This is a genomic window from Acidihalobacter prosperus (genome assembly GCF_000754095.2).
Classification (GTDB): Bacteria; Pseudomonadota; Gammaproteobacteria; order DSM-5130; family Acidihalobacteraceae; genus Acidihalobacter; species Acidihalobacter prosperus.
In genome coordinates, this window is record NZ_JQSG02000002.1 from 253,635 (window position 1) to 279,061 (window position 25,427).

General features: G+C 62.2%; 23 protein-coding genes and 1 pseudogene. 5 read left to right on the forward strand and 19 right to left on the reverse strand.

The features are described 5' to 3' along the window. Window positions 1-4 precede the first annotated feature (4 nt). The 4 genes from THPRO_RS05175 to miaB all read right to left on the reverse strand — a co-directional run bounded on the left by THPRO_RS05175 (window position 5) and on the right by miaB (window position 3,770). Entirely contained in the window at window positions 5-868 is an 864-nt protein-coding gene (locus tag THPRO_RS05175; protein ID WP_052064290.1) for an HlyC/CorC family transporter, read from the reverse strand. 83 nt (window positions 869-951) lie between these two features. Then, complete coding sequence (gene ybeY, locus THPRO_RS05180) at window positions 952-1,422, reverse strand: rRNA maturation RNase YbeY (RefSeq protein ID WP_052064289.1); 471 nt, start codon at window positions 1,420-1,422, stop codon at window positions 952-954. Beyond that, window positions 1,400-2,377: a PhoH family protein gene (locus THPRO_RS05185; RefSeq protein WP_038089782.1), complete on the reverse strand. Its 978-nt coding sequence runs from the start codon at window positions 2,375-2,377 to the stop codon at window positions 1,400-1,402. The genes ybeY and THPRO_RS05185 overlap by 23 nt, the downstream gene beginning before the upstream one ends. A gap of 37 nt (window positions 2,378-2,414) precedes the next feature. Further along, window positions 2,415-3,770 carry a tRNA (N6-isopentenyl adenosine(37)-C2)-methylthiotransferase MiaB gene (miaB, locus tag THPRO_RS05190; RefSeq protein ID WP_065089309.1) on the reverse strand — a complete coding sequence of 452 codons (1,356 nt, stop codon included), beginning with the start codon at window positions 3,768-3,770 and terminating at the stop codon, window positions 2,415-2,417. A 127-nt stretch (window positions 3,771-3,897) separates the two neighbouring features. On the opposite strand from miaB, the gene THPRO_RS05195 reads away from it, so the two are divergent. Then, window positions 3,898-4,887: an LOG family protein gene (locus THPRO_RS05195; protein WP_052064287.1), complete on the forward strand. Its 990-nt coding sequence runs from the start codon at window positions 3,898-3,900 to the stop codon at window positions 4,885-4,887. A gap of 22 nt (window positions 4,888-4,909) precedes the next feature. Continuing rightward, window positions 4,910-6,310, forward strand: a complete 1,401-nt coding sequence (locus THPRO_RS05200; protein ID WP_038089400.1) for an MBL fold metallo-hydrolase RNA specificity domain-containing protein — start codon at window positions 4,910-4,912, stop codon at window positions 6,308-6,310. A gap of 34 nt (window positions 6,311-6,344) precedes the next feature. Here the strand turns inward: THPRO_RS05200 and THPRO_RS05205 are convergent, their stop codons facing one another. Further along, the gene (locus tag THPRO_RS05205) at window positions 6,345-6,701 is read right to left on the reverse strand and encodes a hypothetical protein (protein ID WP_038089396.1); all 357 of its coding nucleotides are present in this window, start codon (window positions 6,699-6,701) and stop codon (window positions 6,345-6,347) included. Between the two features lie 402 nt (window positions 6,702-7,103). On the opposite strand from THPRO_RS05205, the gene THPRO_RS16215 reads away from it, so the two are divergent. The 3 genes from THPRO_RS16215 (at window position 7,104) to THPRO_RS05220 (ending at window position 8,705) form a co-directional block, all read left to right on the forward strand. After that, window positions 7,104-7,586: a LysM peptidoglycan-binding domain-containing protein gene (locus tag THPRO_RS16215; RefSeq protein WP_082954455.1), complete on the forward strand. Its 483-nt coding sequence runs from the start codon at window positions 7,104-7,106 to the stop codon at window positions 7,584-7,586. Between the two features lie 178 nt (window positions 7,587-7,764). Then, window positions 7,765-8,187: a hypothetical protein gene (locus THPRO_RS05215; RefSeq protein WP_052064286.1), complete on the forward strand. Its 423-nt coding sequence runs from the start codon at window positions 7,765-7,767 to the stop codon at window positions 8,185-8,187. Window positions 8,188-8,201: 14 nt separating this feature from the next. Then, window positions 8,202-8,705: a glycine zipper family protein gene (locus THPRO_RS05220; protein ID WP_038089392.1), complete on the forward strand. Its 504-nt coding sequence runs from the start codon at window positions 8,202-8,204 to the stop codon at window positions 8,703-8,705. Window positions 8,706-8,730: 25 nt separating this feature from the next. Here the strand turns inward: THPRO_RS05220 and THPRO_RS16945 are convergent, their stop codons facing one another. The 14 genes and pseudogenes from THPRO_RS16945 to THPRO_RS05290 form a co-directional block, all read right to left on the reverse strand. After that, complete coding sequence (locus THPRO_RS16945; RefSeq protein ID WP_161489933.1) at window positions 8,731-9,135, reverse strand: hypothetical protein; 405 nt, start codon at window positions 9,133-9,135, stop codon at window positions 8,731-8,733. Window positions 9,136-9,217: 82 nt separating this feature from the next. Continuing rightward, a complete protein-coding gene (locus tag THPRO_RS05230) occupies window positions 9,218-10,366 on the reverse strand; it encodes an MFS transporter (RefSeq protein WP_065089311.1) in 1,149 nt (382 codons plus the stop codon). Between the two features lie 121 nt (window positions 10,367-10,487). Further along, on the reverse strand, window positions 10,488-11,870 hold the full coding sequence (locus tag THPRO_RS05235; protein ID WP_038089385.1) for a hypothetical protein: 1,383 nt from the start codon (window positions 11,868-11,870) through the stop codon (window positions 10,488-10,490). A gap of 99 nt (window positions 11,871-11,969) precedes the next feature. Then, window positions 11,970-12,947 carry a UDP-glucose 4-epimerase GalE gene (galE, locus tag THPRO_RS05240; protein WP_038089383.1) on the reverse strand — a complete coding sequence of 326 codons (978 nt, stop codon included), beginning with the start codon at window positions 12,945-12,947 and terminating at the stop codon, window positions 11,970-11,972. A 93-nt stretch (window positions 12,948-13,040) separates the two neighbouring features. Beyond that, a complete protein-coding gene (locus THPRO_RS05245; RefSeq protein ID WP_038089378.1) occupies window positions 13,041-14,450 on the reverse strand; it encodes an undecaprenyl-phosphate glucose phosphotransferase in 1,410 nt (469 codons plus the stop codon). Window positions 14,451-14,521: 71 nt separating this feature from the next. Then, on the reverse strand, window positions 14,522-15,643 hold the full coding sequence (locus tag THPRO_RS05250) for a glycosyltransferase family 4 protein (protein ID WP_065089312.1): 1,122 nt from the start codon (window positions 15,641-15,643) through the stop codon (window positions 14,522-14,524). Between the two features lie 76 nt (window positions 15,644-15,719). Next, window positions 15,720-16,844: a glycosyltransferase family 4 protein gene (locus THPRO_RS05255; protein WP_038089375.1), complete on the reverse strand. Its 1,125-nt coding sequence runs from the start codon at window positions 16,842-16,844 to the stop codon at window positions 15,720-15,722. Further along, complete coding sequence (locus tag THPRO_RS05260) at window positions 16,841-17,719, reverse strand: NAD-dependent epimerase/dehydratase family protein (protein WP_065089313.1); 879 nt, start codon at window positions 17,717-17,719, stop codon at window positions 16,841-16,843. Before THPRO_RS05260 ends, THPRO_RS05255 begins: the two co-directional genes overlap by 4 nt. A gap of 74 nt (window positions 17,720-17,793) precedes the next feature. After that, the gene (gene gmd, locus THPRO_RS05265) at window positions 17,794-18,831 is read right to left on the reverse strand and encodes a GDP-mannose 4,6-dehydratase (RefSeq protein WP_065089314.1); all 1,038 of its coding nucleotides are present in this window, start codon (window positions 18,829-18,831) and stop codon (window positions 17,794-17,796) included. Window positions 18,832-18,884: 53 nt separating this feature from the next. Continuing rightward, the gene (locus THPRO_RS05270; RefSeq protein ID WP_052064284.1) at window positions 18,885-19,478 is read right to left on the reverse strand and encodes an HAD-IB family hydrolase; all 594 of its coding nucleotides are present in this window, start codon (window positions 19,476-19,478) and stop codon (window positions 18,885-18,887) included. After that, window positions 19,475-20,087, reverse strand: a pseudogene (locus THPRO_RS16220) (SDR family NAD(P)-dependent oxidoreductase). Before THPRO_RS16220 ends, THPRO_RS05270 begins: the two are co-directional and overlap by 4 nt. Beyond that, entirely contained in the window at window positions 20,017-20,499 is a 483-nt protein-coding gene (locus THPRO_RS17110; RefSeq protein WP_169817944.1) for a hypothetical protein, read from the reverse strand. The pseudogene THPRO_RS16220 and the gene THPRO_RS17110 overlap by 71 nt, the downstream one beginning before the upstream one ends. Before the next feature lie 67 nt (window positions 20,500-20,566). Then, complete coding sequence (locus THPRO_RS05285) at window positions 20,567-24,226, reverse strand: glycosyltransferase (protein ID WP_065089315.1); 3,660 nt, start codon at window positions 24,224-24,226, stop codon at window positions 20,567-20,569. Then, window positions 24,226-25,419 (reverse strand): class I SAM-dependent methyltransferase, encoded by a 1,194-nt coding sequence (locus THPRO_RS05290; protein WP_065089316.1) that lies wholly within the window; start codon window positions 25,417-25,419, stop codon window positions 24,226-24,228. The genes THPRO_RS05285 and THPRO_RS05290 overlap by 1 nt, the downstream gene beginning before the upstream one ends. Window positions 25,420-25,427 lie beyond the last annotated feature (8 nt).

Below are 25,427 nucleotides of genomic sequence, written 5' to 3' on the forward strand. Positions count from 1 at the left end.
GCCGCTAGAATGCATCGCCGGATGCCGGCAGCGGCTGCACGCGCAGCTCCAGCAGGTACACCCGGCGATTGTCCGCACGCAGCACGCGGAAACGGAAACGGTCGAGATCGATCACCTCGCCGCGCTTGGGCACGCGCCCGACCCGGTTGATGATCAATCCGCCGATGGTGTCGAACTCCTCGTCACTGTAGGCCGTACCGAAATGCTCATTGAAATCCTCGATCGTGGTCAGCGCCTTGACGGTGTAGTGTCCGTCGTCGTGGAGCAGAATCAGCCCCTCGCCCTCGACCTCGTCATGCTCGTCGCCAATGTCGCCGACGATCTGTTCGAGCACATCCTCGATGGTCACCAGGCCGGCAACGCCACCATATTCGTTGACCACGATGGCCATATGATTACGCGTGTTGCGAAAATCCTTGAGCAACACGTTGAGGCGCTTGCTCTCCGGCACGAACACCGGCGAACGCAGCAGATCCTGGAGGTCGAATCGTTCATCCTCGCGACGGCAATGGCGCAGCAGGTCCTTGGCCAGAAGGATGCCGATCACCTCGTCGCGGCTGTCGCCGATCACCGGATAGCGCGAGTGTCCGGAATCGAGCACGCTGGCGAGAATGCTTTCCAGGCCGTCGCCACGGCCGACCACCTCCATCTGCGCGCGCGGCACCATGATATCGCGCGCCTGCATGTCGGCCACCTCGAACACGCCCTCGATCATGGCCAGGGCATCGACATCCAGCAATTCCCGGTCGTGCGCGTCGCGCAACAGTTCGACCAGTTGTTCACGGTCCTGCGGTTCGCCCAACAGGGCGCGGCTCATGCGCTCCAGCCAGCCAGGCTGGCCGGAGCGCCTACTGGGTCGGTCTTCCATTAATACATGCGTCTCGCGTGAGATGCGGCAGCCGCCGCGATGCCGGGGTGCGGTCCGATGGGGATGTCGCCCCGCCCGCCCGCTTATTCGTATGGATTGTCATAGCCTAACCGTCGCAGAATTTCGATTTCAAGCGCCTCCATGCGCGCAGCATCCGCATCCGTCTCGTGATCGTATCCCTGCAGATGCAGCAGGCCGTGCACCACCATATGCGCATGGTGCGCGTCAAGCGGCTTGCCCTGCTCCCGCGCTTCGGCCTCGATCACCGGCACGCAGATCACCAGATCCCCGAGATGCGGGTCGTCCACGCCGGGCGGCAGCTCGAAGGGGAACGACAGCACGTTGGTCGGCTTGTCGCGTCCGCGGTACTCGCTGTTGAGCGCGCGCGACTCGTCGGCATCGACATACCGCAGCAGCAGCGCCCGTCCCGGCGTCCGCATCGCCGCCTCGACCCAGACGCGCAGTTGCTCGTCCGGCGGACTCGGCAACGTGCTGGCGCGCTGCACCTCGATCTCGACCGCCGGCGTCGCCTCAGCCCTGTTCGAATCCGGCATAGGCCCGTACGATGCGCTGTACCAGCGGATGGCGCACCACATCGCTGGCATTGAAAAAAGTGAAGCTCACGCCCTCGACCGCCTTGAGCACCTCGATCGCCTGGCGCAGGCCCGATGGCGTGTTGCGCGGCAGGTCGACCTGGGTCACGTCGCCGGTCACCACCGCGGTGGTGCCGAAGCCGATGCGAGTGAGGAACATCTTCATTTGTTCGATGGTGGTGTTCTGCGCCTCGTCGAGAATCACGAAGGCGTCGTTGAGCGTACGCCCGCGCATGAACGCGAGCGGCGCGATTTCGATCACGTTGCGCTCGAGCAGCTTGACCACCCGATCCGGCCCCAGCATTTCGTACAGGGCGTCGTAGATCGGCCGCAGATAGGGGTCGACCTTCTGACTCAGATCGCCGGGCAGGAAACCCAGCCGCTCGCCGGCTTCCACCGCCGGACGCACCAGCACCAGCCGGCGCACGGCATCGCGTTCGAGGGCGTCCACCGCACTGGCCACGGCGAGATAGGTCTTGCCGGTGCCGGCCGGGCCGATGCCGAAGGTCAGGTCATTGGTCTGGATCTGGTGCAGATAGCGCGCCTGGCGCGGACCGCGCGCGCGGATCATGCCCCGCCGCGTACGCAGCTCGACGGGCTGGATATCCGTCGTCTCCTCGGGCGGCAAGGCCTCCGCACCGCATTCCTGCAGGCTCAGATGCACCATCGCGGGGCTGATTTCCTCGTCGCCGGCACTCTCGTAAAGCCCCTGCAACACGCGTGCCGCAACCTCCAGCGCCGCACGCTCCTGGCCGATCAGCGAGAAATGGCCGCCGCGGTTGTTGATCTCGATCCCGAGCCGGCGCTCGATCAGGCGCAGGTGCTCGTCGAACTGCCCGCACAGATTGGCCAGCCGGGAGGTGCTGGCGGGTTCGAGCGTCAGATTGAGAGTGGAAGGATGGGCGACCGCCGTCATCGCGGCCGTTCCGGCCGGTGACGTGCGCGCGGCGCGCTCATGCGCCGACCGCCTGCGCGGACGGCGCATGAGCCGCCAGCTCGCCGCGCAGCGAATTGCTCAGCGCCTCGGTCACGCGCACCTCGACGAAGTCGCCGATCAGGGCCACGTCGCCCCGGAAGTTGATCACCCGGTTGTTTTCGGTGCGCGCGGCCAGCCAGCGCGGATCCTTCCGCGACGGCCCGGTCACCAGCGCCTTCTGGGTCGTGCCCACCATGGCCTCGCTGATCGCCGCCGCCATTTCGTTGATGCGCGCCTGCAGCCGCGCCAGCCGGGCCTTCTTCACCGCCAGCGGCACGTCGTCGGGATAGGCCGCGGCCGGCGTGCCGGGGCGTGCACTGTAGATGAAGCTGAAGGATTGGTCGAAGCCGACATCCTCGATCAGCTGCATCATCGCCTCGAAATCCGCCTCCGTTTCGCCGGGAAAGCCGACGATGAAATCCGAGGACAGGCACAGATCCGGGCGGATGGCACGCAACCGACGGATCTTGGCTTTGTATTCGAGGGCGGTATGGCCGCGCTTCATGGCGGCCAGGATGCGATCGGAACCGTGCTGCACCGGCAAATGCAGGTGGCTGACCAGCTGCGGCACGTCGGCGTAGACCTGGATCAGCGAGTCGCTGAATTCGACCGGGTGCGAAGTGGTGTAGCGGATACGGTCGATGCCCTCGATGGCGGCGACATAGCGGATCAGCAGCGCCAGATCGGCGATCTCGCCATCCACCATCGGGCCGCGGTAGGCGTTCACGTTCTGCCCCAAAAGGTTGACCTCGCGCACGCCCTGCGCGGCCAGCATCGCGACCTCGGCGATCACGTCGTCGAAGGGACGGCTCACCTCCTCGCCGCGCGTATAGGGGACCACGCAGTAGGTGCAGTACTTGCTGCAGCCCTCCATGATCGAAACGAAGGCGGTCGGCCCCTCTGCGCGCGGTTCCGGCAGGTGATCGAACTTCTCGATCTCGGGAAAGGAAATATCCACCACCGGCGCGCGCGCGCGGCGCACCTCGGCCACCATCTCGGGCAGGCGATGCAGGGTTTGCGGACCGAACACGATGTCCACGAACGGCGCGCGCTGGCGCAGCGCCTCGCCTTCCTGGGAAGCGACGCAGCCGCCGACGCCAATGATCAGGTCGGGCCGCTGCTGCTTGAGCTCTCGCCACCGCCCAAGCAGGGAAAAGACCTTTTCCTGCGCCTTTTCGCGAATCGAGCAGGTATTCATCAGCAGGATGTCGGCCTCATCGGGCGTGGCGGCCAACTGCGCGCCCCGGGCCTCGCGCAGCACGTCCAGCATCTTGCCGGAATCGTACTCGTTCATCTGACAGCCCTGAGTCTGGACGTAAACCTTTTCGTGCATGGGGCGACAACCGCTGGATCAATCGATCAAAGCCGCATTCTACCAGAACTTGACGCCACATCGCGCTTGCCACGACGCTGTCGCGGCACTAGATTGCCCACAGGCACACCAAGGAAATTGTCACGCCATGACGGCCCCCGACAAACCCGCGCACGCCGACGGCGGCACCCACGTGCCCTCGCCCGCCGATCCGCTGCACCGGCACGAACCCCTGCCCTGGCATCATCCCAAACCTCCCGAAGAGGACCCGGACGCGCCTGAGCGCATCCGCCGCATCCTGGCCAGCCCCAGCTACCGCGAGGCCATCGAGGATGGCGATTTCCTGCGCGCCGACCACACCCGCGGCGCACGCCTGCAGCTCGATTACCTCAAGCCGGAGCTGGCGCTGCGCGAGCACGGCATCGAACACACCGTCGTCGCCTTCGGCAGCACCCGCTTGGTCGAACCCTCCGCCGCGCAGGCGCATGTCGACGCGTTGCGCGCGCAAACGGCGGCGCAGCCGGACAACGACGGCCTGCGACGCCAGCTGGCCACAGCCAAACGCATCCTGCAAAAAAGCGCCTATTACGACGTCGCCCGCGAGTTCGGCGCCATCGCCAGCCGAGCTGGCCGCCATGCCCGCGGTGGGCAGCTGGTGGTAATGACCGGCGGCGGCCCCGGCATCATGGAAGCGGCCAATCGCGGCGCCCACGACACCGGCACCGAATCCGTGGGCCTGAACATCCGCCTGCCCCACGAGCAGTATCCCAACCCCTACATCACGCCCGAACTGTGCTTCCGCTTCCACTATTTCGCGATGCGCAAGCTGCACTTCCTGCTGCGTGCCCGTGCGCTGGTCGCGTTTCCCGGCGGCTATGGCACGCTCGACGAGCTGTTCGGCACCCTGACCCTGGTGCAGACGCGCAGCATCGCGCCGGTGCCGGTGGTACTGGTCGGCGAGGCCTACTGGCGGCGGGCAGTGGACTTCGCCTATCTCGCCGACGAAGGGGTGATCGATCACGAGGACCTGTCGCTGTTCTGGTATGCGGAGACCGCACAGGACATCTGGGACGGCATCCTGGCCTGGTACGAAGCGGCCGGCAAACCGCTGCTCGAGCCGGACGGCACCGACGACTGACCCCAACTGCGGAGACCCGCCCATGCAGATCACCTTTCACGGCGCCGCACAGGGCGTGACCGGCTCCTGCCACCTGGTCGAATGCAACGACAAGCGGATATTGATCGACTGCGGTCTTTACCAGGGCAATCGCGAACTGGAGGAGGAAAACGCCGGCGATTTCAGCTTCGATCCCGCCGCGATCGACTACCTGCTGCTGACCCACGCCCATCTCGATCACTGCGGACGGATTCCGCTACTGACCCGGCGCGGTTTCCGCGGCGAGATCATCGCCACGGGCGCCACCCGGGAACTGGCGCGGCTGGTCATGCTCGATGCCGCCCACCTGAACGAGGAAGACGCCGAACGGCGTTCGCGGCGCGCGGCGCGGCACGGGCACGGCCATGCCCAGGGCGATGCCCATCCGCTTTACACCGAGCTGGACGCCCTCGCTGCCATCGACAATTTCGGACGCACGGCCGCCTACGCACAGCCTTTGGATCTGGCCGAGGGCATTCGCGTCTCCTTCCACGATGCGGGGCACATCCTCGGTTCGGCCAGCGTGCTGCTGGAAATCACCGAAAACGGGCACGGCCGGCGCGTGCTGTTTTCAGGCGACCTCGGTAACAGCGGCCGCCCCATCCTGCGCGACCCGCAGCCGCCGGGCGATTGCGACGTGGTCGTCATGGAAACCACCTACGGCGACCGACTGCACAAGGCGCTGCAACCTTCGGTGGAAGAACTCTACACGGCGATCGACGACACCTTCCGACGCGGCGGCAATGTCATCATTCCCACTTTCGCCCTGGAACGTGCGCAGGAGATCCTGTACTACCTGCGCGAGGGCGTCGAATCCGGCCGCCTGCCCGCCTCGCTGCCGATTTTTCTGGACTCGCCGATGGCGATCTCCGCCACCGAGATCTTCCGGCGCCACCCCGAGTGTTACGACGAGGACGCGCTCGCACTGCTCGCCGACGGCAAGGATCCGTTCGCAGTACCCAATCTGCGCTTCACGCGAGAAGCCGCGCAATCGATGGCGCTGAACCAAATCCATGGCGGCGCCGTGATCATGGCCGGGTCCGGCATGTGCACCGGCGGACGCGTGCGCCACCACCTGCGCCATCATCTCTGGCGCACCGACAGCAGCGTGGTTTTCGTGGGCTACGCCGCGCACGGCACCCCGGCGCGACGCATCATCGACGGTGCGGACAGTCTGCGGCTGTTCGGCGAGGACATTCCGATCCGGGCCCGCATCCACACCATCGGCGGCTTCTCGGCGCACGCGGACCAGGCCGAACTGCTGGCCTGGCATGCCCGCACCGGCTCGCCCGAACGGACCTTCCTGGTCCATGGCGAACCCGAAGCGATGGCCACCTTCGCCGACAAGCTGCCGCCCTCGACCCGCGTGCAGCAACCCCGGCTGCACGCGGGTTTCGAGCTGTGAAGGATTTCGGCGCAGACACGGCATCAGACCGCCATCAGTCGCGGTAGCGATCGCCCGGACGACCGTAGCCGTAGCCGTAGCCGTAATCCCGGTGATCGTCGTCGCCACGCCATATACGGCGATGATGCTCGCGCCATTCGTGACGCCGCCAGGCTCGACGCGCCTCGCGCCGATCCTCTCGACGGTCATGATAGCGATAGGGGTAATCGTAGACCCTGACCGGCGGGCGCACGACGACCACCGGCGGCGGCGCCACCCAGGCATGGACCGGGCCCATGTGCACGCCGAACCACACACCGCCATCGTCATCCGCACGGGCCGCCAGGCTGCTGCCCATCAGCAGGGCGCCGACGCCCGCCGCCAAAATGATCCGTTGCATCTTATTCGGCATTTCGAATTCCTCCCAAGCCTTGCAGCGCGACCTGCGCCGAAACGTGGCGCTGGTTTCGCCACCGTCGGAGCCAGTCTGCGCAAATGCGCATGAACAGCGGCTGAATCGATCATCTTCCGCGGGACGACCGTAGCGCGCGCATCGGCACGCCCGCCACTGTCGGCAACTGGCGACACTGTCCATATGCCCGGAACTTCCTGCAGAATACCCGCTCTAAATGCCCGGTCCGTCTGGTTGGACGCCAGACAGGCGAGACAGGGGGAAATCGATGAGGGAAGACGCCAAACGGTGCTCCCGGGTGGCCAGGCGTGTGTGCGCCCATGCCGAAGAACCTATCGCGACCCTTCTGAATCGCACCCGGCATCACCACCGGCATTCATCACACCTCAAGGAGAAGAAAGGATGAAAGTCAATGCCATACGCGGTTCAGCGGCGACCGTAGCACTCGTTTCCCTAGCCCTGCTGGGAGGTTGTGCCACGACCGCGAAAACCACCCCCGCACCCGAGCCCGCCGCGCCGCCCGCACCGGCCCCGACCGCCCAGCCGGCACCGCCGCCTCCGCCCGCGCCGACCATGCCCAGCAAGAAGACGGCCTATACCGTCATGAAGGGCGACAATCTCTGGAACATCGCGGGGATGCAGGACATCTACGGCAACCCCTACGAGTGGCCGCTGATCTACAAGGCGAACTCGGGCAAGATTCACGACCCCGACCTGATCTTCCCCGGCGAATCGCTGAAGATCAATCAGGGTGCGAGCACGATGCAGATCGACGCGGCGATCTATCACGCCAAGCATCGCGGCGCCTGGAAACTCGGCCAGCCGACTTCCAGCGACCTGAAATTCCTCAAGGAAAGCGCGGCCGAGTTCCTCAAGGCCAAATAAGCGCACCGTTCGCGCCGCCGGCCCGACAAGGGCTGGCGGCCGGACACCCGCCCCAGTCAAACTTCGTCAAACTTTTCATCTGCTTAGCCTTCTTGTCCGATGCTACAATCGGCCACGGGCCATGGCGCGGACGAATGCGTCCGTGGACGGCCATTGCAACCTCACGGTGGTACGAGCGATGAACAGACCCTTCATGGCACGCGCACTGCTGACCGCCGCCCTGCTTGCGGGCGGACTGGTTCCCGCGGCACACGCCGACCGCTGGGACTGGCACGGCCCCTACCGGCATTTCGATCACGACGGCCGTTGGTATCACGGCGACCATGACGGTCGTTTCGGCTGGTGGTGGATAGCCGGCCCCGGCGTCTGGTACTTCTACTCGCGCCCCGTCTGGCCCTACCCCCGCTACTACTACGAATACCCGTACGAGTACCCCAACCCGCCGGTTGTCGTGGTGCCGCCGTCCCAGCCCCAGGCAGCACCGCCACCGCCACAGCAATACTGGTACTACTGCGCGGGCGCCAAGGCTTACTATCCTTACGTCCGCAGCTGCCCGGGCGGCTGGCGCAAGGTGCCGGTCACGCCTCCCGCCGAGCACTAGAGGAATCCGCAGGCATGAAACGCATCACGATTTCGCTGTTGCCGCTGGTCGCCGCCGGACTGCTCGCGGGTTGCGCCACGGTACCCCAGGCGCCCACGGTCGCGGTCATGCCCGGCCCCGGCAAGCCGCTCGACGAATTCCAGCGCGACGACTACTTCTGCCGGCAGTACGCACGCCAACAGGTGGGCGTGGACCCCAACGCGGTCGCCCAGCAGCAGGTACTGAGCGGAGCCGCGGTCGGCGGCGCCCTCGGCGCCCTCGGCGGACTGATCATGGGCGGTGGCGACGACCCCGGGTTGACCCGCTCCATGGCGGGTGCCGGGCTGCTGATGGGATCGGCGATGGGGGCCGGTGCCGCCCAGCAAAGCCAGTTCAGCCTGCAACGACGCTACAACATCGCCTACATGCAGTGCATGTACGCCAGAGGCAATGCCGTGCCGGGTTACCCGCGGCCGCGCTATGTACCGCCGCCACCACCGGGCTCCCCGCCGCCGCCGCCCCCACCTGGCGGCAGGTAACGGGCGGCCCGGCCACGACCTGACCTCAGGCCCCGGGCTTGCGGGTGAACACCTCGTTCATCCCGCTGCCGGCCAGCTCGTGGGAAATCGACTGGCCATCGTCGCTGACGACGTAGGTCTCGGCACGGATCACCGACGGCGTGCTCTTGAGCCACACCGTCACCCGATTGCCCTTGATGTCGTAATGATCCACCGCGATGCGGCTCTTCTGGTCGCCCTGACTCACGATCATCGTCGACGAGGTGAACTCGACCGTCGTGCCCTTGCTGAACGGCGCAGCAAGGCCGCCGAGCACCGAACCCAGATCGCCCCCGCCCGAGTAGCGCTCGAACGTCCACTGCCCCAACAGCGGGTTATGTGCGGCGCAGCCGCCCAGCAGCAACGCGCCCAGCAAGCCCAACAGTCCAAAACCGCGATACCAAGCCCGCATCGGATTCTCCATTCAAGTCGCGACCAAACTCCTGGCCACGTGGATTCTACATGCGCCGCAGACATCCGGCAGCAGACCGGCATCAGCGCGCGCGCATCCCCCACAGCCCCAGCAGCGGCCCCGGCGCCAGCAGCCAGATCGCGGCCGTGCCCAGCATCGACCACGACAGCGTCGTCAGCTCGATGGCCAGCACCGTCAGCAGGAAACCGACCCCGTTCATGACCGCCAGCGCACTGCCCATGGTCTCGCCCGGCACGGCCGCGGCCGCCAGCGCGGAAAACTGCGGCGAATCGGCCGCCACCGTTACGCCCCAGACGGCCAGCAACAACCAGACCAACCATGACGGCGCACCGCCGAGCGCCGGGTAGAGCAGACAAACCGCACCCGACAACCCGAGCGCGCCGGCGGCCACCCGCGCACTCCCCGTCCGCCGGCTGAGATAGCCGCCGACCACGCAGCCCACGCCGCCCAGGGCGATGAACGCGAACGACAGCAGGGCCGTCGTCTGCGGCGCCCACTGCGCCTTCGCCACCAACGGTGCGATCAGCAGCGGCGCCAAGGTCCAGACGGCATACAGCTCCCACATATGACCGAAATAGCCCAGCGCGGCGCTGCGAAACCCCGCATTCGAGAAGGCGCCGAACACCCCGCCCCAATGCATGCGCGCGGCCGCCGGGTGATGCGGGCCGTCACCGAGCCAGAAGATCGCCAGCCCCCCCGCCGCCGCGAGCAGCGACGACACGCCGACGACCGCATGCCACTCCAGCTGCGCGCCCAGCGCATGCACCAGATGCGGAAACCCCGTACCCAGCGCCAGCATGCCCACAAGCCAGCCCAGCACCATGCCCTTCTTTTCCGGCGCCCAGCTCACCACCAGCTTCATACCCAGCGGGTAAATGCCGGCCAGCGCCAGCCCGGTGACGAACCGGAAGGGCAGCCCGGCCCACAGCGTATGCGCCCAGAGGGCGAATCCCGCATTGGCGGCCGCCCCGACCAGCGCCGACACGAAAAAAATGCGGCTCGCGCGATAGCGGTCCGCAAGCCCGGAGAACGCGAACAGCAGCGTGCCGACGATAAACCCCAGCTGCACCGCACTGGTCAGATACCCCAGCCCCTCGGCACCGATCCCCCAGGCTCGCTCCAGCTGATCGGCTACGCCATTGGCGGAAAACCACAGCGAAGTCCCGCAAAACTGCGCGAGCACGATGAGCCATACCGGAAAGCGCTTCATGCGTGGCTATTGGCCGCCATTCAGCGGCCTGCCGGAAGCGCCGTGCGCCCGGCGCCGGCTCTCGCTCGATGGACTTCGGCGGGCAGGCCGACCGGCCCAGGCATCGGCGACGACAACACGCTCATGCCGTGTCCGAGAGCGATCGGCGTTGATCCAGCATCGCCCAGCTCAGCAGGAAGCCGGACATGAACATGAACATCTCCCACATGTGGTCGCGCATGATGCTGTCGACCAGACTGCGCGTGAAATAATCGAACACGACCATGCCCAGTGCGGCTGCCGCCGCCACGCGATGCGTGGCAAGCCCACGCCAGGCGCTGCGAAACAGCGTGGTGATGAATATCAGCCACAACGCCAAGCCGGGCAACCCGACGCCATCGGTGAAGTCGATGATGCCGCTGTGGCTGTGATTCCCTCGCGCCAGGTCGGTGTGATAGATCGCATCCACGCCATAGCCGAAAGCCTGCCCCTGGAACCCTACTCCCAGGGGATAGCGCCAGATGACATGCAACCCCTCCTTGGCCCAGGCAATACGCTGGTAATTGGAAACGTTGACGACCTGCCCGTCCGGAAACTTCGGCAGACCGCCGGTCAGCCACTCGCGGTTGTGCGTGGTATCCAGTGCGATGGGAACGGTAGCCAACAGGGTCTTCCAGCGTTGCTGATGGCTGAGCGTATAGCCGACAAAACCGATCCCCACCACGCCGACCAGCAGCGCCACGGCAATCTCGCGGCGGCGGCGGGCCGGCGGCGACTGGCTGATCAGGACGCCGATACTCAGCACCGTCATCAAGCCGAGCAGCACCGTGCCGTTGCGCATGTCTTCGATGTAGGACGAGAACAGGCCGCCCGCGAACAGCAGGCCGATCGCGGGATAACCCAACCCCAGTGCGCCCTCGCGGCCCAGGCGCTTCATGATGACCTCGGCGAACAACAGGGCGAGATACATGTTCGTGAGATAGTTCGCCTTGTCGGGCGATCCCGTCACTTCCAGGAAATTCGTGCCCTCGAGCCCGCCGAAGCGCCGCATCAGCGTGCCATGCTGCATCCAATGCACCAGATCGACAGCCACAATGAACCAGACGTTGACCGCCAGGACCGCGAACAACAGGCGCAGCAGCGTCTGGCGGTGATCCGGCAGCAGGCGCGCGGCGGACACGCCGATGAAGAACACGATGACATTCAAAAGCCAGCGGCCACGTATTTCGTTCAGCACCTTTTCCGGCGCCAGCGCCCAACCCATCACCTGGATCAGCATCCAGGCCGTCAGCAGCCCGAATATCCACCACACCACGCGCGGCACTCCGATGGACCAACGCACATCGCTCGGCAGCCGCCGCATGCCGACGACAACCCAGATCAGGGCGAAAAACAACAACGCGTTGCGCAGCGCGATCGTGCCCTGAATCGGCCAGATGAACATCACAGCGGTCAGCACGGCGAGGCCGGTCAAGACATAGGGCCGGCTCGACAGCCGCTCATCGTGCAGGGTAGTCGTTGTCATGCAAGTCTCTTGAAAGGTGTATGGAAATGGTTCGGACATGCGCGGCGGCGCGGCCGGGCAGGAGGCTCAGGGGTATGACCTTGATTGCAAGCGATCATTTCATTGCGCCGGCGAATTTCTTTCCCAGCGCAGCGCGTCGGCCACGATCCGGTCCAGATCGTCGTAGGCCGGCGTCCAGCCCAGCACCTCGCGAATACGCGTGTTGTCGGCAACCATGACCGGCAAGTCGCCCGGCCGACGCGGGACCTCATCGACACGGTAATCGATCCCGCCAACACGCCTGACCGAATCGGCCACCTCGCGGACGCTGTAGCCGCGCCCGTAACCGCAGTTCAGCACCTCGGACGAGCCACCTGCGGCTAGATGCGCCAGGGCGTCCAGGTGTGCGCGTGCCAGATCCTCGACATGGATGAAGTCCCGGATACAGGTGCCGTCGGGCGTCGGGTAATCCGTACCAAATATGGGCAGGCACTCGCGGCGCCCCAACGCGGCCTCGCAGGCCACCTTGATCAGACTCGTGGCCTCCGGGGTGGATTGGCCGATGCGCGCCTCGGAATCCGCGCCTGCCACATTGAAATAGCGCAACACCACATAGCTCGGGCCATCCGCGAGGCCGAGATCCATGAGCATGCGTTCGCTCATCATTTTCGAAGCCCCATAGGGATTCGCGGGCGCCAGGGGCACGGTTTCGTCGACCAACGGCAGATCGGTCATGCCGTAGACCGCCGCCGTGGAGGAAAACACGAAATGAGGCACCCCAAAGCGCCGTACCCGCTCCAGCAGCGTCAAGGTATTGCGCGTATTGTTGCCGTAATACTTGAGCGGCTCCGCCAGCGACTCGGAAACCACGATGGAGGCGGCGAAATGCAGGACCGCATCGAATCGGTGCGTCTCGAAGAGCGCATCCAGCCGCGCACCGTCCGCCAGATCGCCCTCGACCAACGTGCCGCTCAAGACCGCCCAGCGATACCCGGTGGAAAGATTGTCGTAAACCACCACCTCATGCCCGGCTTCGCCGAGCTGACGCACGACATGAGAGCCGATATACCCGGCACCGCCGGTCACCAATAACTTCATGCGCCCCCCGAATGGTCGCCGATGGGAAGCCGGTCCACCCCGCGCCCCTGAGCCGGGACACACACACCGCGCGGTGCCGGCCTATTCATGAATCTAGTAGGCGTTTCGATGGACAAACCCCCGAAACAGCGTCAACAGAATGATCTTGAGGTCGAAGCCGATCGACCAATGCTCAATATAATAGAGATCGTGCTCGATCCGTCGCTGCATTTTCTCCACGGTATCGGTCTCTCCACGCCAACCGTTGACCTGTGCCCAGCCGGTGATGCCCGGCTTGACCTTGTGCCTGAGCATGAAGCGATCGATCGTGTCGCGGTACTGCGCATTGTGCTCGACCGCATGCGGGCGAGGGCCGACGATCGACATCCGCCCCTGCAAAACATTGATGAACTGAGGCAGCTCGTCGAGGCTGGCACGTCTCAACCATGCACCCATCGGGGTGACGCGCGGATCATCTCGGGTCGCCTGTGTCACCCGGCCCTCCTCGGCATGCACGCGCATGGTCCTGAATTTGTAGATGACGATCTCTTGCCCGTCCCAGCCGTGGCGACGCTGACGAAAAAAAACCGGGCCCGGCGAGCTGAACTTGACGGCCACGGCGATCGCCAGCATCAATGGACTCACGATCGCCAGGATCAAAGCCGCCAGCAGACGGTCCTCCAATGCCTTGAGCAGGCGGTTCGTACCTTGCATCGGCGTCGCCGACAAATCGATCATCGGCACGCCGACGACCTCGGTCACGCCGTTGTTGAGCAACGAAAGCCCGAACAGATCAGGGGCATAGCGGATATTCACCGGCGAATTCCTCAGCATTTCGACCACCCGCCGCAACTCGCCCCCCCGTTCCAGCGGCATGGCCACCCAGACCTCGCTGACCGCGTGCGCGGACACGAAAGCCGCCAAACCGTCCAAGCGGTAAATGGGAATTTCGCTCACTGCATCGCGTGGCGATGTCGATGCATCGAAAAGCCCCAACACCTCCAGGCCGGACCAGTCGGCGGCCCGGACACGGGCCGCCAGATCGCGTCCCTGTTGGTCGGCACCGACAATGACGACTGGGCGATGGTTGTACCCTCGGCGGCGCAAACCGCGCAGAATCCAGTAGATCCCGATGCGCAGCCCCACCAGGAACAGGGCGGCCAAGCCCCCCCAATAGGCCAGCCAAAGCCTGGAAAAGGCGTCTGCCTCGTGACCCAGCACCAGCAGCACCATGCCGGCAAGATAAACCACGCACCAGCTCAGCAGGACACGGCCGGCGGGCGCGAATACCCCTCTGGCACGCCAGGAGTCGTATACCGACAACAGCGGGAAGACGATCAATGTCATCAGCGCCCCGATCAGGACCAGCGCACCGTAGGCCCCGGGCAGAGTGGGCGTAGCCGCATCCCAGAAACGGAAAAGATAGGCCAGCCAGCCGGCCAGCAGGATCAACAGGATATCCAGCGTGCGTGTCAGCAGCGAGATAGACGAGGCGTAATCCCTGAGCAAACCGCGTCTCAACATATCGACATGACGATCACTGATAGGTAGCCGAGTATTCTAGCAAGCGGGGTTGCCGTACGGCGCAGCCCCATTCAGGCATCGTGCGCAGCCATGGCCTGCTCGACCACGGCCGCAAACCGTGCGCGGAAGGCACCGACTGAAAATTGTTCCGCATGGGTGCGGCACGCCTGTTCCGAGAAAGACACGCCCGCCAGCTCAAAACGTTCCACAGCGGCGATCAGCGATTCCGGCGTCTGCGCCTCGAAAAACAGTCCCGTACGACCCTCGACCACCGTCTCGCGAGCCCCACCCCGACCATAGGCGATCACGGGTGCGCCCGCGGCCTGGGCCTCGACAGGGGCGATGCCGAAATCCTCCTCGGCGGCAAAAACGAACGCCTTTGCCTCTCCCATCAACGCGGCGAGTTCGTCTGCGCCCTGGTAGCCCAGCATCTCGATATGGTCATGCCCGGCGGCCAATGCCGCGATCCGTTCGTATTCCGGGCCTGCGCCCACAACCTTGAGCGAACGTCCCGGCATGCGAGCGAAAGCCGACACGATCAGATCCACTCGCTTATAGGGCACGAGGCGCGAAGCCGTGAGGTAATACGTCTGCCGGGTCGGGCCTGGGGCGAATCCATCAATATCCACAGGTGGCGGGACGACTATGGCATCTCGCCTATACGCCTTACGGATACGACGCGCGATATATGACGAACTTGTCACAAAAACATCTACACCGTTAGCAGTCCGCACATCCCACTGACGGATGCGGTGCAGCAGGTAGCGCGCAAGCCAGCTCTTGAGGCCGCGGGTCATGCCCGATTCGCGCAGATATTGGTGCTGCAGATCCCAAGCGTAACGCAGCGGTGTATAGACATAGCTGACATGCACCTGATCAGGCCCTGTCAACACGCCTTTGGCCACCGCATGCGAACTTGAAATCACCAGATCGTAACTCGAAAGGTCTAGCTGCTCGATCGCCAACGGCATCAAAGACAGGTAGCTTCGATACCGCCTGCGGGCGCCCGGAAGCTTCTGGATGAAGGTGGTCTTGGGCTGCCGGCCACCCAGAAAGGCGCGTTCTGCCTCCGGCAGAAAATCGCACACGGAAAACAGATCGGCCTGCGGATACAGCTGCAGTATCTGCTCCAGTACGCGCTCGGCACCGGCATAGGTGGTGAGCCAGTCGTGGACGACGGCTATACGCGTCATCGTAACCTCGTGTATTCCGCCCGCATGTACCTCGGAGCAGATCGAATGATGAACATGCCCGCGTCAAGCCGTTTTGTCATACCGACATAGGACTCAGCTCACGATAAACGCCCAGCGTCTCCTCGACGGTCTTGTCCCAGCTCATGAGGCGTACGCGTTCCCTGCCCGCGGCGATACGCGTCTGCCGCTCGTCTTCGTCCACCAGCGACTTCAGCATGGCCTCCGCAATGTCCGTGGCCGAAGTCGGATCGACCTCCCAGGCGATGCCCGCGGAAACCTCCGGCAACGAGGTCGTATTAGACGTCACCACTGGGATACCGCTGGCAAAGGCCTCCAACACCGGCAATCCGAAACCCTCGTACAGAGACGGAAACACAAAGGTCGATGCCCCATAATACAAGGCCCGCAGTTCAGCCCTCTCTCCGACATCGGACAACCAGCGCACTTCGCCTTGCGCTTCCTTATGCTTGAGGGTTTCGATCAGATTCTCACAGCGCCAGCCCGGTTTACCCACAACGACCAAGGGATGCTCACGACGCACCTCCTGAGGCAGCAATGCATGGGCTTCAATCACGCGGGTGAAATTCTTGCGGGGCTGGAGTGTTCCCACAGCCAGGAAATACCCGGGCGTCAGCCCGTAACGCGGCAAGATCTGACCGACAAATGCAGGATCTGGATCTGTCAGCCAGACTTTGTCCACACCACAGTGAATCACCCGAATACGCGACTCATCGACCCGATAATGCTCCACCAGTTCGGCGACCGAATATGAAGAAATGGCGATCACCGCATCGGCATAACTCGCCAACTTTCGCATCAAGGCATTTTTCAGCTGCCTGAACCGTGGATTGGCCATCGACGGGTCCACCATCGGGATGGCATCGTACAACGTCGCCACCACAGGGCAGCGCATAGGCAAAACCCGATAATCGGTCGCATGGTATACATCGACCTTTGGATTCTGCCGCCAAAAGCCGCCACTAAACACACCACCCAGCGCCGCCACAGGAAATGGCACGCCAAAAGACTGCCCGACCGACAACCGCCCCCCATCTCCACGCTTAGGGAAAGACAAGGGCACTACCTGCTGTTGACGCTCCTTCAATCCGTTCAACAAGTGCTGTGTGTAAACTCCCATGCCGTCAAGCCGGCCAGCGGTACGCGCGGGTTCCAGTACAGAAGTGGACAGACCAATCCTCATTCTTGGTACATCCAGGCCAACGTATCGGATAACGGGCGCGGAATTGCGCAGTCAACGAGAGACACCAGCTTGTCACGACTGCCGCGCAGGACGGGTATCTCGTTGGCCCGCACGAAGGCCGGGTTGACCCTGACCTTGATCTCGTAGCCGGCCAACCTGCCCACCTCGGCCAGCACCGCACGCAGGGCGACGGCGCGGCCGCTGCACACGTTCACCACCTGCGAACGGACATCGGATTCGAGCAACGCCACATAGGCATCGACGGTGTCGCGCACATCGGAGAAATCCCGGCTCACGTCCAGGTTCCCCAGCTCGATCGTCTCGGCCCCGCGCTTGAAGTGGGACACGATCTTGGGGATCAGGAAGTCCTCGGACTGCCCGATCCCGGTGTAGTTGAAGGGGCGCGCGATCACGATGGGCATGCGCTCGAAACGGGTACGCACCATGTGCTCCATCGCCAGCTTGCTCGTCGCATAGTGATTGACCGGCGCGGGGCAGATCGACTCGTCGAGCACCTCGACATCCGGCGTGCCGTACACGTTGGCGGAGCCGGCGATCAGCACGCGCGGCGGCTGCGCCAGGGTCTCCAGGGCGGACAGGAGGTTGAGCGTACCGAACACATGCACGCGGTAGAAATCCTCCGCGCTGCCATGCCCGACAAATGCGATGCCAGCCAGGTGCACCACATGGGTAGGCTGCGCCTCCGCGATCGCCCGCCTGACGGCCTCGGCGTCGGTCAGATCGCACGAAAGGCTAACGTCCGCACCGCAGTCGTCCTGGCCCAGGCCGACCACGCGGTATCCTCTGTCCTTAAGTGCGGCAACCATATACTTTCCGGTAAATCCGGAAGCTCCGGTAACCAGGGCTATCTTCATCTGCAACCTCTGCTCGCATCGGGATTGCGGCGGCACAGCCTACTCGCATCCGGCTTCAAGCGAATGCCGGCCCCTCAGAACGAAAAACCGGACTCATTCCGGCGCAGGTCCGCCTCGACCATCATCTGGCACAGCTCCTCCAGGCTGGTCTTGGGCTCCCAACCCAGTTCGCGCCGCGCCTTTTCGGCATCGCCGATCAACAGATCGACCTCGGCCGGCCGATAGAATTTCGGGTTGACGCGCACGATCGTCTTGCCCGTGGCGGCATCGACCCCGTATTCATCCTCGCCCTCGCCCTGCCATTGAATCTCGATGTCCACCGCCTTGCAGGCCATGGTCACGAAATCGCGCACCGATTCGGTACGGCCGGTCGCCAGCACATAGGTGCCGGGTTTGTCTGCCTGCAGCATGCGCCACATGCCTTCGACATACTCCTTGGCGTAGCCCCAGTCGCGCTTCGCGTCGAGGTTGCCGAGCTCCAGCACGTCCAGCTTGCCCAGCTTGATCTTGGCGATACTGTCTGTGATCTTGCGGGTCACGAACTCCAGGCCCCGCAGCGGCGACTCGTGGTTGAACAGGATGCCGCTGCAGCCGAAGATGTCGTAGCTCTCGCGGTAGTTCACCGTGATCCAGTGTGCGTACAGTTTGGCCACGCCATAGGGGCTGCGGGGGTGGAACGGCGTCTCCTCCGTCTGCGGGATCGCCTGTACCATGCCGAACATCTCGGAAGTCGACGCCTGGTAGAAGCGGATCTTCGGGTTCACGATCCGGATCGCCTCCAGCAAGTTCAGCGCCCCCACGCCGGTAATCTCCGCGGTGGTGACCGGCTGGTCGAAGGACACGCCCACGAAACTCTGCGCGGCGAGATTATAGATCTCCGTCGCGCCACTGTTCTGCAGTAGGCGGATGGCCGAACTCATGTCGGTGAGGTCGAATTCGACCAGGTGGAGGTTCGGATGCCCCGCCACGCCGAGTTCCTCCATACGCCAGAAATTAACGGAGCTCGTGCGACGGTAGGTCGCGTAGACGACGTAGCCCTTCTGCAGCAGCAACTCCGCCAGATAGGCGCCGTCCTGGCCGGTGATGCCGGTGATGATGGCTGTTTTCGACATGGTTCACTCTCTAGTATCGGTGTGTTGTGTCACGAACGGGCGAATAGCACCTTTCACGCGGGAGCCCTCGCTCGCCATGCTGAGCATGGGAATGTCTCCCGAGCTGTCGCCTTAGGCATAGGTCCTCCTCGGGGAGCCAACGCTCTCCAGGAGGGCCCGGATGCGCCGAACCTTTTCGTGGCCGTAGAGTCGGCACCCTCAAACTTCCCCGTCAGCACGCCCTCGGCGTCGGCCTCGAGCGAGGAGGCCAGGCAGGCATCGATGCCGACGCGCTCCGCCCACGGCTCCAGATAAACGTCCAGCGAGGCGCTGACCAGCACGCATCGGTGCCCCTGCGACTGGTGCCAGCGCAGCCGCGCGAAGGTGTCCGAGCGGAGCATCCCGTTGATGTGTGTTTCCGCGAAGTCGCGCCCTAGGGAACGCAAGTCTTCCAGCGATGTCCCGGCGAGCGCCTGGCCAAAAAGCGCCTCCTTGGCGCGATCGTTTCGCGTGATGCGCAAAGCATACCCCAACAGCCAGGGCGATACCGACAGCAAATCCAAAGCCAGCGGCGCGCTTCCTCTCACCATCCTGAGAAACGGGATCAGGCTGTCCCGATACGTCAGCGTGCCGTCGAAATCGAAGAAGGCGACCGGCCGGGGGCTCATAACTCGAGCCGCTTGAAAACGGCTTCGGGAATATGCCGGATGATCAACATGATCCACCGCCACACTCCCGGCAGGTAGACAACATCCCGCCGCTTGGCGATCGCGCGCAGTATACCCTGGGCCACGGCTTCTGGCGGCGCCCACAGCAGGCCCTTTTTCTCGATATGCGCCGTCATGGGCGTATCCACGAAGCCGGGCTTGATGGTGACCACCGAGACGCCCGCACGCACCAAACGATTGCGTAACCCCTGGAGGAACAGGGTCAGCATCCCCTTGGCCGCACCGTAAACGTAGTTGCTCTGCCGCCCCCGGTCGCCGGCGACGGAGCTGATCGCGGCGACCACGCCGCCCCCCCTGCACCTCCAGCCTGTTCGCCGACAGGGTCAGCAGCGAGATCGCGCTCAGGGCGTTGGTCGTCACCTCCGCGAGCGTCAGTTCGACCGATCGCTCGCAGGCCTTCTGATCCGGCAGCGAGCCATGCGAGACCAGAACGACGTCCATGCCGCTCAGGGCTTCCTCGGCTTGGGACAGCAGGGCCTCATGCCGTGCGTGCTCGTTCAGATCCGCGGCGATGGCAGAGGTGGCCCCAAAAATCACGATACGTTGCATAGTCACTCCATGCCCCCCCGCCAGAAACTCGACGAGAACTTCGGATCGACGAAGGCGCTGAACTCCGACCAGGCGGGATAGGCAGCACGGAACAGGTCGCCCGGCATGCGCGCACGACCGCATCGAGTTCGTCCAGAAGCCTTAGGGTACTCCGACCCTGGTTCGGGAAATCCAGGGCCAGGGTTGCCCCCGGCCGCGGGAAGGAAAGCATTCCCGGCGCAGGACTGTGCCCGAAGGTCTTGAGCACCGCCAGGAACGAGCCCGTCTTGTGCCGGGCGATGATCTCGAGCAGATCCTGCACGCCCTCCGCGCTGGCTGCGGGCGGCAGGACGCACTGGTACTGAAAGAACCCCTTGCGCCCGTACATCCGGTTCCATTCCAGGATGCCGTCCAGGGGGTAGAAATAGGGCACGTAATGCGCCAGCTCGGCCGTTTTTCGCAGGCGGCGGTGGTAATACAGCGATTCGTAGTCATGACACTCATTTCATTGCCACCGTCTGATTCACGGGCAATATGATGGACAGAAGCTGCTCCACACTCTGGCTCCATGTCATCCATGGAATATCGGAGGATTGAGGATAGGTATTCGAGTCGTAAAGCCCTAACCATTGATTGACACTTTTCGCCAATGCCTCCGGCTCGCGGCCTTCGAAATAATATGCATGCTTGCCGGCAACCTCACGAAATACCGGGATGTCACGCGCAATAATGGGCAGGTGCCGCTGAGCGGCCTCGATCAGAGGAAGACCGAAGCCCTCGCCCTCGGATGCAGCGATCAGACAAGTGCTTGCCGCATAGATCCGCTCCAGGTACTCGTCGCTGATTCCTTCGAGCCAAAACAGACGCTTATTCATCTCCGGATGACTGCGCAGCCGCTCCGCCAGCTCTCCGGTCTTCCAGCCTTCCTTGCCGACTATGATCAGATTGGCGGTGCTGCCCTCTTCCCAGAGCACCTCGAATGCGGCAAGCGCCTGGGCATGCCCCTTCCGGGGTTCCAAGGTACCCACCATAAGAAAATTGACTCGCCCCGTTGCCGTCCGAAGTACTTCCTCCGCATCAGGCGGAAGACCACGCGATGGAGACGAATTCTCTATGTCGGCCCCCAGGTGAAACCAGGAGATACGAAGCGGCCGACTTCTCTTCGGATCATTCCTGTCGACCCAGTCGGTGAGCTCATCGGCAACCGCCTTGGAGATACACACAGCCTCATCGCTCGCGGCCACCACTTCCAGCCACTGCCGAAAGGCGGTCACCAAAGCATCGTCGAAGAAGTGCGGCATCAGCACACAAAGCAGGTCATACACTACAAACTTGATCAGAACTCCATGGCGCCGCATCTGCTCAAGGGTTTCCCTCTGGGCGGAGACGACATGCGGATGCAAATCCAAGCCCAAAAAGACATCTCCGGGATAGAACGATATGGCGTCATCTCTTAAGCCACCGACAGCAGGCTCACCTAAAAATGAACTGGAAAACGCATTCGCCCGGAAGTATCCCAATCTATCCGCATTTGCATAAACGGGAATCACGTCATAACCAGATGGCTCATTGTTCAGCAAATAGCCGAGAACACTTCGTACGACACGTTGAATTCCGCTCTTTGCATCAACATGAACCAGTGCCGACACATCCACAAACAGTTGCCTGTTCTGCCCGACCGGAACGATATTGGAGGCAACGCACCGTGCGATCCTCCCCTTGTCGGCATCAGTGAAATCGCCCCCCCCACAATCAGCGAGCGAATTCAGTAGTTCTGTAACTATCTCATCCGGGCTCTTGGCCGAAGAAACACTAGTCTGTATGGCTCCGCTCCCCGAAGCATCGCGATCATCCCTTAAAGACGAAACCGCCTCCATCACCTTGTTGTAAACAAACTCGACGGAAATGTTTGCCAGACAACGCATTTCGTGCTGGCAGTCGGAACGGGACGCAATATGGCAAGGTGAACAGGAAACACTTTCGTGGACAACATAGCTGTCGCCAAATACGGGCGCCCATTCTGCAACCGTCTCATGTCCCGCATAAACACCGAGAACAATGAGATCGAGATAGCCGGCCAAATGTACGCCAAGCGAGTTATTGGCTACGCAGATGGCATTCCTCGCAAGAGACTGCACAAGATCAGAGAACTCAAGCCCTGCATGAATCGTAATTTTCCCGTCGGACCCGAGGCCGAATCGACGTGCTTCATCATCACTGGCGAAATAAACATTGATGGCTTCGATGCGTGCATCCTGATCCAGCAACTCGATGAGCCCACGATAATTTTCGCGCCCCCACTCCTTAACGTCGTTCCCGGCATGGGGAAAGATTGCCACCGCGCTCGAATCGTCTTTCCGCCGCTCAGCCAGCGCGGGGAGCGACACGTAATCATTGATGTCCTCAGGCAAGGCATCGATTATGCGCAGCATTTGGACGGTGATTGACGTCCTGTTGAGCGGTGTCGTCTCGAATGGGATATCGGGGTAGGAGGGAAGCACCACATCAAGCTTGTCGTCAATATCCGGGTCGAAGGTCTGGTAGCCTGCTTTGTGTTTGGCCTTCACCTTCGCGAGCAGAAATCGCGTGTCTCTTTGTCTTCGCAAATCTATCGCAATATCGTACTCACCAAGCCGATCGAGAAATTCACCGATCTCGCTGTCTTTAGCGGATGGTGATTCGGCCGATTTCTTCTTGAAAAAGTCCAAAAAAAACAGATTGTCAAAAACCTTGATCTGCTCGGCGATCGAAGCGTTCCAGCTTCCGACCACTGCATCTATGGTTGCATAGGGATATCTGGCTCGCAATTTCGTAATGGCAGGAACCGCGAGAAGCAAATCCCCCATATGATCCAGCTTGATTACAAGTATTTTTTTGTTGTTTTGAAGAAATTTCGATGTTTTCTGTACATTGACAGGCGCAAGACCCTTCACCGAAGAGCCGCGATCGAAGACCCGAACCGCCCGCAGCGCGCGCTTGGCGCTTTCATCCCAAGAGAACTTACCGATCTGCGATTTTGCGTGGGCGGCAAGAGAAGCGCGAAAATCCTCATCTACGAGCCCCTGCTCCATTTTCCTGCTTATCGATGAAACCGAACAAGGATCGAACAACGCATCCTCATAACCCACCACCTCAGGGAGGCTTGTTGCATTGGAGGCTATGACAGGCGCCCCACAGGCCATGGCCTCCAGCGGAGGAAGACCGAATCCTTCATGCAGCGATGGAAAAACGAATAATGCACAACTGTTGTACAACTTGAGCAAGTCGTCGTCTTCGACATAGCCGGTCAGAACGACTTCTTCGTCCGTCAAGCCGCAGCTCTTGGCAGTTTTCAGAAGATCCTTCGCGTGACCTTCCGGCATTTTCCCGGCAAGCACAAGCTGGTGTATATCTCTTAAACCATCAGGAAGCTCCGCATAGGCTTGAATCAAACGGCGCAAGTTCTTTCTGTCATCCGCGCCGCCCGTATACATGACGAACTCACGTGTGATTCCGACCCTACGACAAACCTCGCCCTTCTCTTGCTCCGACAAATTCAACCTATGAAACGATGGGTCAAATGCCCCCGATACATTGACAACCCGATGCTCATCGAAGCCAACGGCATCGATGGCTTCCTGCCGAGCGCTTTCGGAAATGGCTAGCAGTTGTTGGCTTCGTTTTAGAGACTGGATCTTGCGAGAATAGTGCTCCCGGAGAATATCATTCGACTTGTAATTCTCATCTGGATTTATGAGCGGAATCAAATCATATAGGACAACAGCGACGGGAGTATTCCCATCCAATTCTCCAACGCTGGTGACCGCATCATCCCCATATCCCTCGAATAGACTGGTGATCAACACCACGTCGGGATCTAGGCTAGCAAAAAAAGCTTCCCTAATTCGTTCAGCCACTTGGCGTCGTTGCCGGTTATTTGGGTTTGTGGCCCTAGTGGGTCCCGGCACCTCCCATACCCGCACGTTTTCTTGTGGAAGAATGCCCTCGAAGGCCGCGCGAACGGGCTCTATGGTTTCATGAAACAAGCCATTCAAGGCCACGATGACCTCATGCTCACCACGATTGCGTGCAATCGCTTTCGCCAGAGACAGCGAATATCGCCCGATACCGCGAAACCGGCTTTCGGTTTGCGCGCCCTGCAAGTCCAGGACGATACGCATCAATGCCGCTCCTTTCTGGAATTAATAGCTCGATCGAGCTCTTCGTAAACACTGCGCGCACGCGGAGGGAGGTCATTCAAATCGCATTGATTTATTTCGTTGTTCTGTTGAACGCGTTCTTTCATTCTTCCATATAGTTTCTTGAGCGGCGCATACAAGCCAATCTTCTTCACAACACGCACGCCAAAATGCCTGAGACGCGAATGGGATTGCAGAAGAACAACACCACGCCGCGCCACGGGATAGGCCATTTTTTTAACAAACTTCTTTGCCCTTACGGTCGCGCCTTCCTGGCGCACCATCCTAAGCTGATGCGCCATCCATCTCAGGGGGGCTGTCATCCTCCAGGATCGACTGCCACAAATCCCATGCAACTCACTTAGCGCCTGCAAGGCCGTTGCTTCCGCCTTTTGCGCATGCGCGACAGCTTCATCTATTCGCTGCAGGTGTCCCGCTTCATAGCGCATCGCCAGATCTTCAAGGGTCAAACCGTATCGTTGTTCGTAAGCCGCATCAAAACCCTTCAGTATTTCTTCCTGCGCCGCCTTTTGGGCAACTATTGCGTAGTCCGGACTCACGCCGTTGAGCACCTGCAGCAAGCTGATGTTCTTCGCGGTTCGCAGTTCCTCAGGCTCCTGAAGCCCCAGGGTCTTGGTGCGCAGGAATCCTGTGTAGTCCGGCAAAAACGACAACAGCCTAGGCGGCAACGGCTGCAGATGCGTGGGGTCTGAATAGAAACTGGATGAGCCGACGACGATGTTTTCCGGATTTGGCGTCTCCAAAATAAGTAGACCGGCGGGCTTTAACACCCGCAACGCCTCTTCCACCAACTTTTGCAATGCGCCAAATGGGATATGCTCTGCCATATGGAAGCCCGAAACGATCGTCTGGCTTTCGTCAGGAAGTTGCTCGAGAGCCTCTATGGCGTCTTTTTTGTCGACGGAAAATCCTCGTTCTCGGCAGGCCGCCAGCATCCCTTCATCCAGGTCGACGCCTTGGCAGGAAAAACCGGATTCACCCAGGAGTTCCAGCCATTCGCCCCGGCCACACCCCAAATCGATTACGGCACAATGGTCATATATGCTCTTTAGCGGCAGAACGAACGGGAGATAGACCCGCAATCTCCCCTTGATTAACTCCCGAGAACCACGATAGCGATCTTCGAATGCCCGATAAAAATTTACGCCATGCATAAGTACAA